The sequence below is a fragment of the Sphingomonas paucimobilis NBRC 13935 genome, assembly GCF_000739895.2.
Classification (GTDB): domain Bacteria; phylum Pseudomonadota; class Alphaproteobacteria; order Sphingomonadales; family Sphingomonadaceae; genus Sphingomonas; species Sphingomonas paucimobilis.
Genome location: NZ_BBJS01000002.1, coordinates 1 through 15,901 on the forward strand (window position 1 = coordinate 1; position 15,901 = coordinate 15,901).

The 15,901-nt window shown below is 66.7% G+C and carries 17 protein-coding genes; 6 read left to right on the forward strand and 11 right to left on the reverse strand.

Annotated features, from left to right (window positions below; all coding sequences use genetic code 11):
• Window positions 1-6 precede the first annotated feature (6 nt).
• The 7 genes from pgi to sppA all read right to left on the reverse strand — a co-directional run bounded on the left by pgi (window position 7) and on the right by sppA (window position 6,068).
• Entirely contained in the window at window positions 7-1,497 is a 1,491-nt protein-coding gene (pgi, locus tag SP6_RS00425) for a glucose-6-phosphate isomerase (protein ID WP_007405719.1), read from the reverse strand.
• 164 nt (window positions 1,498-1,661) lie between these two features.
• Window positions 1,662-1,940, reverse strand: a complete 279-nt coding sequence (locus SP6_RS00430) for a hypothetical protein (RefSeq protein WP_007405672.1) — start codon at window positions 1,938-1,940, stop codon at window positions 1,662-1,664.
• Window positions 1,906-2,427 (reverse strand): hypothetical protein, encoded by a 522-nt coding sequence (locus SP6_RS00435; protein ID WP_007405636.1) that lies wholly within the window; start codon window positions 2,425-2,427, stop codon window positions 1,906-1,908. Before SP6_RS00435 ends, SP6_RS00430 begins: the two co-directional genes overlap by 35 nt.
• Entirely contained in the window at window positions 2,424-2,567 is a 144-nt protein-coding gene (locus tag SP6_RS21760) for a M15 family metallopeptidase (protein ID WP_197913068.1), read from the reverse strand. The genes SP6_RS00435 and SP6_RS21760 overlap by 4 nt, the downstream gene beginning before the upstream one ends.
• 24 nt (window positions 2,568-2,591) lie before the next feature.
• The gene (locus SP6_RS00440; RefSeq protein ID WP_007405705.1) at window positions 2,592-3,179 is read right to left on the reverse strand and encodes a M15 family metallopeptidase; all 588 of its coding nucleotides are present in this window, start codon (window positions 3,177-3,179) and stop codon (window positions 2,592-2,594) included.
• Window positions 3,180-3,300: 121 nt separating this feature from the next.
• Window positions 3,301-3,891, reverse strand: a complete 591-nt coding sequence (locus SP6_RS00445; RefSeq protein ID WP_007405735.1) for a GNAT family N-acetyltransferase — start codon at window positions 3,889-3,891, stop codon at window positions 3,301-3,303.
• 212 nt (window positions 3,892-4,103) lie between these two features.
• Window positions 4,104-6,068, reverse strand: coding sequence for a signal peptide peptidase SppA (gene sppA, locus SP6_RS00450; RefSeq protein WP_082052386.1), 1,965 nt, complete (start codon window positions 6,066-6,068; stop codon window positions 4,104-4,106).
• Between the two features lie 225 nt (window positions 6,069-6,293).
• Here sppA and groES point away from each other — a divergent pair, with 225 nt between their 5' ends.
• Together groES and groL are read left to right on the forward strand one after the other, a co-directional pair.
• Window positions 6,294-6,581, forward strand: coding sequence for a co-chaperone GroES (gene groES / locus SP6_RS00455; protein ID WP_007405746.1), 288 nt, complete (start codon window positions 6,294-6,296; stop codon window positions 6,579-6,581).
• 53 nt (window positions 6,582-6,634) lie between these two features.
• Window positions 6,635-8,278, forward strand: a complete 1,644-nt coding sequence (gene groL / locus SP6_RS00460; protein WP_007405729.1) for a chaperonin GroEL — start codon at window positions 6,635-6,637, stop codon at window positions 8,276-8,278.
• A gap of 516 nt (window positions 8,279-8,794) precedes the next feature.
• Here the strand turns inward: groL and SP6_RS00465 are convergent.
• The 3 genes from SP6_RS00465 to SP6_RS00475 are packed head-to-tail and all read right to left on the reverse strand — an operon-like array spanning window position 8,795 to window position 10,772.
• Window positions 8,795-9,535: a DsbA family protein gene (locus tag SP6_RS00465; RefSeq protein WP_007405688.1), complete on the reverse strand. Its 741-nt coding sequence runs from the start codon at window positions 9,533-9,535 to the stop codon at window positions 8,795-8,797.
• A gap of 29 nt (window positions 9,536-9,564) precedes the next feature.
• Window positions 9,565-10,260: a thioredoxin domain-containing protein gene (locus SP6_RS00470; protein WP_007405728.1), complete on the reverse strand. Its 696-nt coding sequence runs from the start codon at window positions 10,258-10,260 to the stop codon at window positions 9,565-9,567.
• Entirely contained in the window at window positions 10,257-10,772 is a 516-nt protein-coding gene (locus tag SP6_RS00475; RefSeq protein WP_206378566.1) for a DUF721 domain-containing protein, read from the reverse strand. The genes SP6_RS00470 and SP6_RS00475 overlap by 4 nt, the downstream gene beginning before the upstream one ends.
• Window positions 10,773-10,798: 26 nt before the next feature.
• On the opposite strand from SP6_RS00475, the gene SP6_RS00480 reads away from it, so the two are divergent.
• Genes SP6_RS00480 through nudC form a run of 3 tightly spaced genes read left to right on the forward strand, consistent with a single transcriptional unit; the run spans window position 10,799 to window position 14,030 of the window.
• On the forward strand, window positions 10,799-11,863 hold the full coding sequence (locus tag SP6_RS00480) for an A/G-specific adenine glycosylase (protein ID WP_007405649.1): 1,065 nt from the start codon (window positions 10,799-10,801) through the stop codon (window positions 11,861-11,863).
• On the forward strand, window positions 11,860-13,179 hold the full coding sequence (locus SP6_RS00485; protein ID WP_007405630.1) for a serine hydrolase domain-containing protein: 1,320 nt from the start codon (window positions 11,860-11,862) through the stop codon (window positions 13,177-13,179). The genes SP6_RS00480 and SP6_RS00485 overlap by 4 nt, the downstream gene beginning before the upstream one ends.
• Entirely contained in the window at window positions 13,176-14,030 is an 855-nt protein-coding gene (gene nudC / locus SP6_RS00490; protein ID WP_007405739.1) for an NAD(+) diphosphatase, read from the forward strand. Before SP6_RS00485 ends, nudC begins: the two co-directional genes overlap by 4 nt.
• Window positions 14,031-14,166: 136 nt before the next feature.
• On the opposite strand, the gene SP6_RS00495 is transcribed toward nudC, so the two are convergent.
• Window positions 14,167-15,057 (reverse strand): prephenate dehydratase, encoded by an 891-nt coding sequence (locus SP6_RS00495; protein WP_007406810.1) that lies wholly within the window; start codon window positions 15,055-15,057, stop codon window positions 14,167-14,169.
• A 127-nt stretch (window positions 15,058-15,184) separates the two neighbouring features.
• On the opposite strand from SP6_RS00495, the gene SP6_RS00500 reads away from it, so the two are divergent.
• Window positions 15,185-15,898 carry a c-type cytochrome gene (locus SP6_RS00500; RefSeq protein WP_007406837.1) on the forward strand — a complete coding sequence of 238 codons (714 nt, stop codon included), beginning with the start codon at window positions 15,185-15,187 and terminating at the stop codon, window positions 15,896-15,898.
• Window positions 15,899-15,901 lie beyond the last annotated feature (3 nt).

The window sequence follows — 15,901 nt, forward strand, 5'->3', positions numbered from 1 at the left end:
AGACGCTTACCCAAACGCCCGCTGGATCAGGTCCTCGGTCGAGGGATCGAAATCCTGCCCGCCCTGGTCGGCCGCCTTGGCCATTTCCTTGCCCAGCTCGACGCCGAACTGGTCGAAGCTGTTGATGCCCAGCAGCACGCCGTTCACGAACACCCGGTGCTCATAGAACGCGATCAGCGCGCCCAGCGTGCGCGGGTCGAGCGTTTCCAGCAGGATGGTCGAGGACGGACGATCGCCCGAATAGCTGCGTGCGGGGTCGTCGGTCTTCTTGCCCTTCATCAGCGCGGCCCCTTGCGCGAACGCATTAAGCAGCAACTGGCGATGATGCTCGTCGCTCAGCACATCGCCCGGCTCGACCACCGCGATGAATTCGACGGGGACCAGATGCGTGCCCTGGTGAAGAAGCTGGAACACCGCATGCTGCGCATCGGTGCCGACGCCGCCCCAGGTGATCGCGGCGGTGGGACGTCCCACCGGCTGGCCGTCGACAGTGACGCCCTTGCCGTTCGACTCCATCTCCAACTGCTGGAGATAGGAGGGCAGGAGGCGCAGGCGCTCGTCATAGGCGAAGGGCGCGCGCGTCTCGGCATGGCGGACCTGGGTGTAATAAAGGTCGGCAAAGGCGGCGAGCGCGGGGGCGTTCTGGCTGAGGTCGGTCAGGCGGAAATGGCGGTCCATTTCGGCCGCGCCCTCCAGCAGTTCCTCGAACGCGTCCCAGCCCAGGCCCAGCGCGGCGGGGAAGCCGATCGTCGACCAGAGCGAATAGCGGCCGCCCACCGACTCGGCGAAGGACAGGATGCGCGTCTCATCCACGCCCCATTCGACCGCCTTGTCCGGGTTGGCGGTCAGCGCGATGATGCGGCCATAGGGGTCCTCGACGCCATGCTCGGTCATCCATTGCAGCGCCGAGGTGGCGTTGAGCATCGTCTCGGTGGTGGTGAAGGTCTTGGAGGCGACGACCAGCAGGGTCGCGGCGGGGTCGAAGCGCTTGAACACCTCTTCCAGCGCCATGCCATCGACATTGGACACGATCGCCACGTCATACCGGTCGCTGTCGCGGCCCAGCGCATCGACCAGCAGATCGGGGCCCAGCGCCGAGCCGCCGATGCCGATGTGCAGGACATGGCGGATCGGCCCCAGCGCCTCGGCCTCGATCGCGTCGATCAGCGCGCGCATCCGGGCGTGCGAGGCGCGGGCGGTGGCGACGCTTTCGGGATTGCCCTCGCCGCGCTCGGCGGTGTGCTCGACCGCGCGGCCCTCGGTGACGTTGACGACTTCACCGCCGAACAGCGCGTCGCGCTTGGCGGCCAGGCCGCTCGCCTTGGCGAGTTCGGCAAAGGCGGCGACGGCTTCCGGCGTCAGATGCGTCTTGGACCAGTCGAAATGGATACCCGCCACGTCCAGGCTGAGCGACGCCAGCCGGTTGGGATCATTCGCGAAAAGATCGAGAAGCGGGGTCTGCGGGAGCGATTCGATCGTCGACCAGTCGGCAGCCATGATGCCTGTTCCTTCCTTGACGGGCCCGGATGGGCGCTTCGCCCACGGCGTTAGACAAAGCGGGGGCGCAAAGCCAAGCCCTAGATTGGTATGCTGTGGCCGGGATAGGGCGATGGGACGCCGATCCGAGCCATGGCGGAGCTGCCGGGCCGGAACCGGATGGCCTATAGCGTGATCCGCCGCGGCTGTTCGATCACGCGTCCATGCTTGCCGATACGCTGCGCCGCGCATTGCAGAATATGCTCGGCGGCGAATTGCGGTTTGCGACAGCGAGGTTCGACGCGGAGGCGGGCCAGATCCCGGGCGCGGTAGATCGAAGTGCAGAAAACCGGTGCGTCGCCGACCTGCTCCACGGCACAGGCGATGGCGATATAGCGTCCGTTGCGCGCAACCTCTGCTTGACTGCAGTCACGTTCGATCAGGCGTCGGGGGCCCCGCAACATCCTCGACCGCCATCCGCAGGCCCTCGCGCGGGTCATTGGCGGCGGGCGTGTACCAGGGGCGCAGCAGCAATCGTGACTGGATCGTCGTGACGATATCCGACCCCCCGAAGTTGATCGGCGTGTCGCGCATCGCGGCAAAGCTGGGATCGACCGCCGGCAGGCCGAGAGCCGCGACACTGCCGGGCTTGGGCGTACAGTGCTTTGTATAGCTGCCTGCCATCGGCTTGCCTGCCGGGCGGGCACGGCCCGGCCAGCCCAGCACATAAAAGCCGGGGCGAAACTCGGCGCAGTCCGCCGCCGATAAAACCCGCGCGCCCGGCGCGCGCCTTGCCGCGGCTACCCCAACCAAGGCGAGAGGGTCGCGGGCGGTCTGGACGATCATCCAAGTCGAACCGACCGGTTGCGCATCGGCTATTGTCATGGGTAATGCGACGCACACCGCGCCAAGGGTGATGGCATGCCGAAACGGGTAGTGGATATCCTTCATAGACCGCTCTCCCGTTTCACTTGGCGGAGCTCCGAATTCTGACGGCCTTGCAAATGCGCCCAGTCACGAAATCCCGTCCAATCGCCACCCCATACCAGGCCTTGCGCCTTTCCAGCTTTCCCGAGCGTGCGGAAGAAGATGTGACAATCCGGCTCGTTCCAGCCTCAGCGTTCGTCAACGATGTCGACCGCCCAGGCATTGGGACGTCCCTGAGGCGTCTGTGCGTTATGAAAGCTGAACCGCACCTTGGTTACGCCCCTGCGCGTCAGTTGCTGCTGCACCGCCACCGATCGCCAACCAAAAACGATGTCGGGACGAAATCCTTGCGCGCGAAGCGTTTGCAGTACGGCTTCGATCTTTCTGCGAAATCCCGGTTCCAGGCTGGCCAGCTTTTTATCCTGCGGCCACTTGCTGCTGTCGCCGGTCCAATTCTTCGGTTCGCCGCCGGAGCCTGAACCACTTCTGGGCGCAACGGTGAAAGCCGCCACGCGATCCGGCTGAACCATATGGCGAGGCGCCGCCCGCACCGCGCCGCTTTGCAAGCGGGCAAGTGTGATGCCGCCAACATCAACCCTGCCATCGGGTCTGGTAAGAAAACGCTGCTGAAACCCGACAATCGCCGCAATGATACGCCGGTCCGCAATGTGATCGATAGGGCCGGGGTCCATCCCCGCGCGCTTCAACAGGGATTGAACCAAGCCGACATCGTCATGCCGATTGAGGCCGTACCTTCCCACGCTTCCCGTGATCATGGTCGCACCTGCTTGTTATCGCGACACTATATTGCACGAATTTCAGCTTTATTTGCAACGTTATAAAATTTATCAGCCGAGATGCGCATTTGTTAGACAGGCGTTTTGTGCCCTTTCGGCCTTACCGATGCTTCGCCGCTACAGGATCACGGACTACGCCCACCTCAGCGAAGGGGCGGGGTTCTGCGGGATGCGTCGCCGGCTCGGCGAGTTCGCGCTGCCAGTAACCGACGTCGATCCAGCGGCCATGCTTGTGGCCCACCTCGCGAAAGACGCCGGCGCGGCGGAAGCCGACCGCTTCGTGCAGCTTGATCGAGCCGTCATTGGGCAGCGCGATCACGCCCATCGCCTGGGTGAAGCCTTGCGCGGTCAGCGTGTCGACCAGCGCCTCGTAGAGCAGTCGGCCGACGCCGGCGCGCTGCGACACGTCGGCGACGTAGATCGTCGTTTCGACCACCCAGCGATAGGCCTCGCGCTCGCGGAAGCGGGCGGCATAGGCATAGCCGATCACCGCCTCCTCGCCGCCTTCCTCGCTGCGCAGCGTGGCGACGATCCAGGGGTAGAGCCCATCCGCCCCCGCCATGCGCGCGCGCATCGTGTCCGCATCGGGCGCCTGGGTCTCGAACGAGACGACGCCGGCCAGCACATGCGGGGCATAGATGGCGGCGATGGCGGCGGCATCGTCAGGGTGGGCGGCGCGGATCGCGATCATGTGGGTCTCCGGAAGCGGTGAGCCTGCCTAGCGCGGGGAAGGCCGCTTCGGAAAGACCCGATTCCCACATCCGTTCAGCCTGAGCGAAGTCGAAGGCCGCGTCCTGCCCCGTCGACAAGGGATTGCCGGGCACGGTGACTTCGCTCAGCGCGACCCGAGAGGAATTCCCTTGGCCTTCGACTACGCTCAGGCTGAACGGGTGTGGGCCGCGGTTACAGCCCCAGCCGCGCGATCAGCAGGTTGAGCAGGCGTTGATCGCTCGCCGTCGCCATCGGACCCAGCGCGCCGCACTCCAGGCAGCGGGCCTGGACCGAACCGCTGCGCACCAGCCGCTGGACATCGCCCAGCGCGCGGGCCGCGACCGCCCGCCGCTCGGCAGCGGCGATGGCGAAGACGTCGCTGCCATCCTGGGTCGAATCGTCGTCATCCTCGAACCCCTGGATTAGCTCGGCGGCGAAGCCCGGCTTCTTCTCCAGATATTCGGCATGGATATTGGCGGGGTCCAGCTTGGCGCGGCGCGCGGCTTCGGCGACCGCGTCGGACAGATTGCCGAAGCGGTCGATCAGCCCGATCTGGCGCGCGGTGCCGCCGTCCCACACGCGGCCCTGCGCGATGGTATCGACCTTTTCGGGCGTCATGTGGCGCGACTGGGCGACGCGGGTCAGGAATTGGCGATAGCCATTCTCGATCCCCGCCTGCAGGATCGTGTCCAGCATCGGCGTGAAGCCGCCCAGCACGTCGGGCTGGCCGGTCAGCGGGGTGGTCTTCACCCCGTCGGTGGTCACGCCGATCTTGGCCAGCGTGTTCTCGAACGAGGGGATCAGGCCGAAGATGCCGATCGAACCGGTGATGGTGCCGGGTTCGGCGAAGATGATGTCGGCGGGCGTCGACACCCAGTAACCGCCCGACGCGGCGAGGCCACCCATCGAGACGACGACCGGCAGCTTCTGCCGCTTGGCTTCCAGGATCGCCTGGCGGATCTGCTCGGACGCCAGCACCGATCCGCCCGGCGAATCGACACGCACGACCAGCGCCTTCAGCTTCTTCTTGGCGAGCCCGTCGAGCAACGCCTTGGAGATAGTATCGCCCGCCGCGGTGCCGGGGCCTGCGTCGCCATCGACGATGTTGCCGGCGATGGTCAGCACGCCGATCGCATCGCCCTTGGACGGGAGCGGATTGGCGCGGACCCAGGCGTCATAGCCGATGGTGCGGAAGCTGCCGGCGGGCTTGCCGTTCTCGACGCCCGCAATCTCGGCGACGCGCTTGCCGAAGGCCATGCGGTCGCCCAGCCTGTCGACCAGCCCGGCCTTCAGATTGGCCTCGGCGATATTGCCGTTCGCGGCCAGCACGGCGCGATCGGGCTGGGTCAGGAAGCCGTCGATCTGCGCCTTGGGCCGGGCCTTGGCGACCGATTCGCGCCACTGGGCGAACAATGTGCCATAAAGCGCCTGCGACGCGGCGCGCGCATCGGGGCTCTGGTCGGTGCGGATATAGGGCTCGACGAAGGACTTGAACTTGCCGACGCGGTAGACATGCGCGGTGACGCCCAGCTTGTCGATCAGCCCCTTATAATAAAGCTGGTTGCCACCCGGCCCCATGAACAGCGTGCCGCCCAGCGGATTGACCCAGATTTCGCTGGCATGCGCGGCCAGGCGATAGGCGCCGTCGGTATAGGCGGTGGCATAGGTCAGCACCGGCTTGCCGCCTTTGCGGAAGCGGGCGAGGGCATCGCCCATTTCCTGGATCGCCGCCGGATAGGCGCCGCCGAACGCATCGAGATCGAGCACCAGCACCTTGACCCGAGCGTCGTCGCGCGCGGCGTCGATCGCGCGCACGACATCGCGCAGGCGGAATTGACGCGGGCTCCCCCGGCCCGACAGCATGGCGAAGGGGGCGACCGTCTCGGGCTGTTCGACGACGGGGCCGTCCAGCTTGAGCAGCAGGGCGCCGTCGCTGATCGCCTTGGTCCCCGGCCGCGCGTTGAGGGCGGCGAAGATCAGCCCGAAGAACAGCAGCATCGCCACCAGGACCAGCAGATCCTTGATCCCGACCAACAACCGCCACGCGCCCCGCACCAGCCGCCATCCGCTGCGCCGGCCGGGCTTGCGCCCCGGACGGCTAAAATCCTGATCGAGGGGAGAGGCGGGCGGAAGAGCGTCTGCGCGAGCGTCGGTCATGCGTCATGGCTAGCCCAGCCGGGAAAACGGGGCAATGGCCCGTATTAGCTCGCCAACACGGACGATCGGCGCGCCGAATTTTGTTCCCGCGGGCGGGGCGCTTCGTCGAAATTTTTTGCCGGGGGTCGTTGACGGGCTGAATGGCCGTTCACATATCCGGGGCGTTGGCACTCGCATGGCTCGAGTGCCAGAAAAGTGTAACATGCCAGATAAAGGGACATGGCAATGAACTTTCGTCCGTTGCACGACCGCGTTCTCGTCCGTCGCGTCGAGGCCGAGGAAAAGACGGCCGGTGGGATCATCATCCCGGATACCGCCAAGGAAAAGCCGCAGGAAGGTGAAGTCGTCGCCGCCGGCACCGGTGCGAAGGCCGAAGACGGCAAGGTCACGCCGCTGGACGTGAAGGCGGGCGACCGCATTCTGTTCGGCAAGTGGTCGGGCACCGAGGTCAAGGTCAACGGTGAAGACCTGCTGATCATGAAGGAATCGGACATCCTCGGCATCATCGGCTGAGCGACTGATCCTCTTTCCGTTTCCCAACATTCCAGATTGAAAGGGTAGCCACCATGGCAGCCAAGGAAGTCAAGTTTTCGCGCGACGCGCGTGAGCGCATCATGAAGGGCGTCGACATCCTCGCCGATGCCGTCAAGGTCACGCTGGGCCCGAAGGGCCGCAACGTCGTGATCGACAAGTCGTTCGGTGCGCCCCGCATCACCAAGGACGGCGTTTCGGTCGCCAAGGAAATCGAACTCAAGGACAAGTTCGAGAACATGGGCGCGCAGATGGTGCGCGAAGTGGCGTCGAAGACCAACGACATCGCCGGTGACGGCACCACCACCGCGACCGTTCTCGCCCAGGCGATCGTCCGCGAGGGCATGAAGTCGGTTGCGGCCGGCATGAACCCGATGGACCTGAAGCGCGGCATCGACATCGCCGTCACCAAGGTCGTCGAGGACATCAAGGCCCGCTCGAAGCCCGTTTCGGGCTCGAACGAAGTCGCGCAGGTCGGCATCATCTCGGCCAATGGCGACCGTGAAGTCGGCGAGAAGATCGCCGAGGCGATGGAAAAGGTCGGCAAGGAAGGCGTCATCACCGTCGAAGAGGCCAAGGGTCTCGAGTTTGAACTCGACGTCGTCGAGGGCATGCAGTTCGACCGTGGTTACCTGTCGCCCTACTTCATCACCAACCCGGAAAAGATGACGGTCGAACTGAACGACCCGTACATCCTGATCCACGAGAAGAAGCTGTCGAACCTGCAGGCGATGCTCCCGATCCTGGAAGCCGTCGTCCAGTCGGGCCGTCCGCTCCTGATCATCGCCGAGGACATCGAAGGCGAAGCGCTGGCGACCCTGGTCGTCAACAAGCTGCGCGGCGGCCTGAAGGTCGCAGCGGTCAAGGCACCGGGCTTCGGCGATCGTCGCAAGGCGATGCTGGAAGACATCGCCATCCTGACCGCGGGCGAGCTGATCTCGGAAGACCTGGGCATCAAGCTCGAGTCGGTCACCGTCGGTATGCTGGGCACCGCCAAGCGCGTCACGATCGACAAGGACAACACCACCATCGTCGATGGCGCGGGTGATGCCGAAGCGATCAAGGGCCGCACCGAGGCGATCCGTGCGCAGATCGAGAACACCACCAGCGATTACGACCGCGAGAAGCTCCAGGAGCGTCTGGCCAAGCTCGCCGGCGGCGTCGCCGTGATCAAGGTCGGTGGTGCGACCGAGGTCGAGGTGAAGGAGCGCAAGGACCGCGTCGACGACGCGCTGCACGCGACCCGCGCGGCCGTCGAAGAAGGCATCGTCCCCGGTGGTGGTACGGCGCTGCTGTATGCGACCAAGGCGCTCGACGGCGTCAAGGGCGTCAACGACGACCAGACCCGTGGCATCGACATCGTTCGCAAGTCGCTGACCGCGCTGGTTCGCCAGATCGCTCAGAACGCCGGCCATGACGGTGCGGTCGTGTCGGGCAAGCTGCTCGACCAGACCGACACCTCGTTCGGCTTCAACGCGTCGACCGACACCTATGAGAACCTGGTTGCCGCTGGCGTCATCGACCCGACCAAGGTCGTGCGCACCGCGCTCCAGAACGCGGCGTCGGTCGCCGGCCTGCTCATCACCACGGAAGCCACCGTGGCCGAGCTGCCGGAAGACAAGTCGCCCGCCATGCCCGCCGGCGGCGGCATGGGCGGCATGGGTGGCATGGACTTCTAAGTCGGATCGGAAACCGGCGGGCTTGCCCGCCGGGGACCGGACCGGCTTTGTCCTTGCGGCACAGTCAAACACGAAGGGCCTGGGGAGCGATCCCCGGGCCTTTTTTGCGTCTGCTCTATTTTCCGGCGCTCCGTTCGGCCTGAGCGAAGTCGAAGGCCACGAGAGTCATCCGGCGTAAGGGGAGGGCATGCACTTCGACTTCGCTCAGTGCGAACGGAGGTTGGGATGAGAATGGTCATTCCACGGACGTGAGGCGAATGGCGCGGCCATGACTATGCATGCCACCCCGGCGAAGGCCGGGGTCCAATAGCGGTTCGGCTGATGGCGCGTTACGCGATGCCGAAAGCGCGCGGTCGGAGGGTGTGAAGGGGCTTCCCATGCGACGTTCGACGTCCCTCCGAACGTAACGCAACTGGACCCCGGCCTTCGCCGGGGTGGTCTTCGTTTGGGGGAAAACAAAAAAAGGCGGCCGGACCTTCGCCCGACCGCCTTTCCTGAAACCAGAAACCGCCCCGCTTAGGCGCCGGCGTTCTTCAGCGCCGCCTGGACGTCCGACCAGCTGATCGCGCCCTTGAGCGGCTGGCCGTTTAGGATGAAGGTCGGCGTGCCGGTCACCGTGCCGTCGGCACCGCGATCCTGGGTCTGCTTGGTCAGGCGGTCGATCTGGGTCATGTCGGCCAGGCACTGGCGCGCCTTGGCTTCGGGGATGCCGCGCTGCTTGACGAAGTTGATCAGGTCCATCTGCTCGGCCATCGCCTTGATGGCGTCGACCGGCTTGGCGTTCTGAAGCTGCTGCTGCATGGCGGGCGGCATCGCCTGCAGCTTGTCGTTGAATCCCTGCTGCGCCTGATACATCTGCTCGAGCAGCGGGAAGAAGATCGTCTCGCCCTGGCAGATGCCGAGCAGCGCCGGCGGCAGATCGGGGGCGCCGTGGATCAGGAATTCGCGGAATTCCCAGCTGACCTTGCCCGACTTGACGTAATTGTTGGTCAGCGGCTCGAACCCTTCACGCGCGAAGGCGCCGCAGGCCGGGCACAGGCGCGAGCCATATTCGACCAGCTTGATGGGCGCGTTGGGGTTGCCCATCACATAGCCCTCGTCGGTCTTGTGAACGACCTGGGTCCAGTCCTGACCGGCCGGCGCGGGCACGGCGGGCAGCGGCGAGGCGGCCGGGGTGCTGCTATTGGCGGTGTTGCCGCTGCCGCCACAGGCTGCGAGCGCCAGGGGGAGGGCGAGGAGGAGAAGGCGAGACTTCATCGACAATTGCTCCGAAGGGAAAAAGGAAATCAGCGGGCGCCGGCGGCACGCAGCAGCGGTTGCAGGGCTTCCCAGGTGAAGACGCCCTGAGCCTGCTTGCCGTTTATGAAGAAGCCCGGCGTGCCTTCGATGGTGTCGGGCGCAGCGGTGGTGATCGCAACTATCCGGTCGGCGGCAGCACGATCGGCCAGGCAGGCACCGAGTTGCGCATCGCTCAAGCCGGCGGCCTTGCCGATCGCGGTCAGCCCGGCACCATCGGCCAGCGCGCGCATCTGCGCGGCCATCGGATAGGTGCCGATCCGCTGGCCATTGGCCTGCTCGAACTCCATGCCGCGGGCCAGCCAGGTCTTCTGTTCGGCAAAGATCGTCTGGTTGAGGCCGGCGAATTTCGCCGCTCCGCCACAGCGCGCGATCAGCGCGGCGGCCAGGTCGAGCCGGTCGCGGATGAAATGGCGGATCTCGACGCTGGTCGAACCCGACCGGACCATCTTGTCCTTCAGCACCGGCGCCGACTTGACCGCGAAATCGCCGCAATGCGGGCAGGTATAGCTGACATATTCGACCAGCTTTACCCGTGCGGCCGGATTGCCGATGATATAGGCACCCGCCGGCGTCTGAGTGACATGAGCGGTCCAGTCGGCGGTCTTGCGCTGCGCCTGTGCGGCCATGGCGGTGGCGGGGACGGCGAGGCCGAGCGCGGCCAGCGACAGGAAAAGACGCATCATGACACCTTGGGAAGGCCGCGCGTCGCGGCGACGCCGGCGGCAAGCGATTCGAGCACGGCGCGAAGCTCCGGATCGGCGATTTGGCGAAGGCCGTCGCCCATCTCCGGCGGCACCGGCTGGGGCTTGGGCGGCGCGGCGCGGCGGGGGGCGGCCAGGGGCAGCTCGCCCTGCCGAATCTGCAACCGCGCGACCGCCGGATAGCCGAAGAAGCGATTCACCCGTTCGATGATCTCGGGGGCGATATGCTGCATCATCGGCGCGTGCGCCCCGCGTACGACCAGGGTCAGCACGCCATTCTGTTTCTCGCCCTGCGGAAAGCGAATCGACTCCGGTGCGCTGGCGGTCGACAGGCGGGGACCGACAATGTCGGGCCAGCGGCTGACGATGGCGCTCTGGACGAAGCCGAAGCGGCGAAAGGCCGCGCCGCCGATGGCGGGCAGCAGTTCGGACACCGCACGAGGGCGATTCGATCGGGGGGGCGGCTCCTGGGGGGCGCGGACGCGCTTGCTCATATCGGGCTCCATGCCATAGCGGGCCGGTGGACGCCAAGCATTCATCATCGCCCGACTATTCGGACAGCCCCGCCGCCCGGCTGCTCGCCTGGTATGACCGTCACGCCCGCGACCTGCCCTGGCGCGCGAAGGCCGGGGAGACGCCCGACCCCTATCGCGTGTGGCTATCCGAAGTGATGCTGCAACAGACGACGGTGGCGGCGGTAGGCCCGCGCTTCTCCGCCTGGGTCGAACGCTGGCCCGATGTCGCGAGTCTGGCGGCGGCATCGGACGAGGACATCATGGCCGCCTGGGCTGGGCTAGGCTATTATGCCCGTGCGCGCAATCTGGTGAAGGCGGCGCGGGCGGTAGTCGCCGAGCATGGCGGGCGCTTTCCGTCGACCGAGGCGGGGCTTCGCGATCTGCCGGGGCTGGGCGCCTACACGGCGGCGGCGGTGGCGGCGATCGCGTTCGGCGAGCGCGCGGTGGTGGTCGACGCCAATGTCGAGCGGGTTGTCGCGCGCCTCTTCGCGATTCAAACGCCGCTCCCCGCCGCGCGGCCTGCGATCCGAGAGGCGACCGACCGCATCACCCCCGATGCCCGCGCCGGGGACTTCGCGCAGGCGATGATGGATTTGGGTTCCTCCATCTGCACCGTGAAGAAGTCGCAATGCCTGCTCTGCCCGATCGCGGTCGATTGCCGGGCGCGGGCCGAGGGGATCGCCGAGTCGCTCCCGGCCAAGGCGCCCAAAAAGGCGAGGCCCTATCGCCATGGCACCGTCTTCTGGATCGAGCGGAAGGGCCAAGTCTGGCTGGTCCGCCGCCCGGACAAGGGATTGCTGGGCGGGATGCGCGCGCTGCCGACCGGGCCTTGGGCGGACGAGCGACCGGGCCTGACGGACGCGCCGGCCAAGGGACCTTGGGTGATGCTCAACGACACGGTCGTGCATGGCTTCACCCATTTCGAGCTGGAACTGGCGCTCGCCAGGATCGATGGCGAGCCGGCGGCGTCCGTCGCGGGCGAATGGTGGCCGATCGCCGATCTGGGAACTGCCGGACTTCCCACGCTTTTCGCGCGGGCAGCCGATCGATTGAAAGGGGCCGGAGAATGACGATGCGCCGTGTGATGTTGCCGGGCGGGGCGATGCTGGCCCTGCTGAGTGCCTCCGCCTCCGCTCAGGTCGCGCAGCCGGCCCAGGCCACGGCCACCGCCATGCTGCCGGCGACTCAGGCCTTGTTCGACAGCTATGTCCGAACGGGCAAGATGCCGGGGATCGTCGCGGCGATCGGCCGGCCGGGCCAGCCGCCCGTCTTCGTCTCCGCCGGGCGCACCGCGCTGGCCCCGAACGCACCCGCCGTTGGACCGGACACGCTGTGGCGGGTCTATTCGATGACCAAGCCGATCACGGCCATGGCGGCGATGATCCTGATCGAGGAAGGCAAGCTCGGCCTCGATCAGCCGCTGTCGGACATCTATCCGGCCTATAAGCAGATGCGGGTTCTGACCAATGCCGACGCCTCGCTGGAAAGCCGGCCGGCGACCAGGCCGATCACCATTCGCAACCTGCTGACCCATACGGCGGGGCTGGGCTACAGCATCACCACCAAGGGGCCGCTGCTCAAGGAATATGAGCGGCTGGGCATCGTCCCCTTCGCGGCCAATGCGCAGGTGGAGGCGGCGTTGCGGCCGAAGCGACCGGCCAATCTCCAGCAATTCGCCGAGCGGGTCGCCACCCTGCCGCTGATCGCCGAGCCGGGGACCAAGTGGAGCTATTCGATCGGCCTCGACGTGTTGGCGGCGGTGGTGGAGAAAGTTGGCGGCATGCCGTTTGAGCGCTTCGTCCAGACGCGGCTCTTCACCCCGCTCAAAATGAATTCCAGCTATTGGCAGGTGCCGGCATCCGCCGCGAACCGGCTGGTCACCAATTACACCTTCCTCGGCGACCGGCTGGTGCCGGTCGATCCGGCGGCGCGCTCGGTCTTTCTCCAGGCGCCCAGCTTTCCCTATGGCGGGGCGGGCCTTGTCATGTCGGCGCGCGATTATGACCGTTTCCTTCAGATGCTGCAAAATGGCGGGATGGTCGACGGCGTCCGGGTAATGAAGCCCGAGACGGTCAAGCTCGCCATGTCCAACCTGCTGCCCGTCGGGGTCAGCTTCGGCGGCGTGTCGGGATCGACCGGGGGCAGCGGCGGCGGAGTGCCGACCGGCTATGGCGCGGGCGGTTCGGTGACGCTGGCCGATACGCCGGGCGGGCCGGGCAAGGGCACCTATGGCTGGGGCGGTGCGGCCGGGACGGTCGCCTATGTCGATCCGACGCGCGGGCTGCGCGGCACGATCATGGTCAATTATTTCCCCGCCGACCGCTGGCCGCTGCGCCGCGATCTGGCGGCGACGCTGTATCAGGATCTGGGAGCGGCACGACGGTGAGGGATATCGGTTTTACCGGCGGGCGGCTCGATCGTGCCGATCCGCTGCGTCACGACGAAGCGGGATTTGCGGCGGCCCTGGCCGATCCGGCGGCGCGGCGTCTGGTCCTGCAGGGCTATGAGCCGGAGATGGTGGACGGGCGGCTCGGTTGGACTGGAATCGATCCGGAGGACGGCCCTGACGACCATGTCTTGCTCGGATTCGAAGACGGCGTACCGCATTTCGCGCGGTTGACGGCCGAGCCCGCCAGCGGGCGATCGTTCGAGATGATCGCCGCGCTCCATGCCCTGGAGCCGGGGGAGGCGGCGACCTATGCGGCGGCGCGTTCGGTGCTCGACTGGCATGCGCGGCATCGCTTCTGCGCGCGGTGCGGGGCGGAAACCCAGCCCTTCCGCGCGGGCTGGGGGCGGCGCTGCCCGGCGTGCGGCACCGAGCATTTCCCGCGTGTCGATCCGGTGGTGATCATGATCGCCGAGCATGACGGCCGCGCGCTGCTGGGGCGCCAGCCCGCCTTTCCACAAGGGCGCTATTCGGCGCTGGCGGGGTTTCTGGAGCCCGGCGAATCGATCGAGGAAGCGGTCGCGCGCGAGCTGTTCGAGGAAGCGGGCGTACGGGTGACCGATGTCCGCTACATCGCCAGCCAGCCCTGGCCCTTCCCGTCGTCGCTGATGATCGCCTGTATCGCGACGGCGCTGGACGATCGGCTGACCATCGACCGGACCGAGCTGGAGGACGCGATCTGGGTATCGCGCGACGAGGTCCGCGCGGCGCTGGCGGGGGATGCGACGCGTTTCGGTGTGCCGCCGGCCTATGCGATCGCGCATACATTGTTGAAGGAATGGGCCGAATAAATCCTCCACGGACCGGGGAGGGGGACCATCCGCAGGATGGTGGAGGGGCGTGCCGCAAAGGACGTTCCTCGTAGCAGCCCCCCTCCATCAGGGCTTCGCCCTGCCACCTCCCCTTGCAGGGGAGGAAATTTGCGATTTATCCCCGATCGCGGGCCTGGCGGTAGGTTCCCAGTACCCGCACCCATTTGCTGTGGAAGCCCAGTTCCTCGATCGCTCGGTCGAAGGCCGGCTCCCCCGGCTTGCCGACAACGTCGCAATAGAATTCGGTCGCCGCGAAACTGCTGCCGCGCTGATAGCTTTCCAGCTTGGTCATGTTGACGCCGTTGGTCGCGAAACCGCCCATCGCCTTGTAGAGCGCGGCCGGAATGTTCTTCACCTCGAAGATCAGGCTGGTCATCCACGGGCCGTCGCCGACCGGCGGCTGACCGCCACGCGCCAGCACGACGAAACGGGTCATGTTGTGCTCGCCGTCCGACACGTCCTCGGACAGCAGCTTCAGTCCGTACAACTCGGCCGCCCGTGCCGGTGCCAGCGCGGCGACGCTCGGGTCGGCCATCTCGGCGACGCGCGCGGCGGCGCCGGCCGTATCGGCATAGGCGATCGGGCGCAGGCCATGCGCGCGCAACCAGTGGCGGCACTGGCCCAGCGCTTGCGGATGGCTCATCACCTCGACCAGCTCGTCGCGCGTGCCCGTCGTCATCAGCGCATGGCGGATCGCCAGGAAATGCTCGCCGATGATGACCAGCCCGGATTCGGGCAGCAGGAAATGGATGTCGGCGACGCGGCCATGCAGCGAATTTTCGATCGGGATGATCGCGCGGTCGGCCTTGCCCGACTTCACAGCCTCCAGCGCGTCGGCGAAATCGAAGCAGGGCAGCGGCAGACCATCGGGAAAGGCCTCGATGGCGGCGACATGGCTGTTGGCGCCCGGCGCCCCCTGGAACGCGACGGTGCGCGCGGGCTGGGCCAGCGCGGCTTGGGTCATCGCCTCGACGATCGGGCGGGCGGGGGCGGCGTAATTGTCCATGGCGGCGTGGCGTAAAGCGGGGGAGGCATGCGATCAAGGCGCGAACCCCGAAGCAAAACTTGCCGTCCGCGAAAGCCGCACCTAAGGTCGGCGTTCAGGAGAGATATTGGCGGGGCAGCGAAACGCGATGGACCTAAAGACCAATACGATCGCGGGATGGGTGCTTGGCGCGGCTGGCGCGGCATTGGGCCTGTCGATCGTCGGCGGCATGATCTACCACGGTGGGCGCCCGGAAAAGATGGGTTACCCGATCGAAGGCGTGGAGGCCGAAGGCTCGGGCGGTGGTGCCGCCGAAGTGCCGATCGCTTCGCTGCTGCCCACCGCCGATGCGGCCAAGGGCGCCGAGGTGTTCAAGAAATGCGCGGCCTGCCATACGATCAACCAGGGCGGCGCGAACGGCATCGGCCCCAATCTCTATGCCACCATGGGTGAGGCCATTGCGCAGGGTAAGGGCGGCTTCGCCTTCTCCGACGCGTTGAAGGCGGTCGGCGGCACCTGGGATTGGGACAAGATGAATGCGTGGCTGACCTCCCCACGCAAGTTCGCGCCCGGCACCAAGATGACCTTTGCCGGCCTGTCCAACCCGCAGGACCGCGCGAACGTAATCCTGTACCTCAACCAACAGGGATCGAACCTGCCGTTGCCGGCGGCCCCTGCGGCCAAGGCGGAAGCGGCGGCGGGTGGCGAAGCGCCCGCCAATGGTGCGGACGCGGCGGTCAAGAAGGTCGAGGAGGATCCGCGCGGCGAGACCGGATCGATCGCCAATACCGGTACCCCGGCACGCGGCGCGCCATCGGTCGATCCCCAGGCCGCGATCGAGGGTGCCAAGGCACCGCGCTAAGGC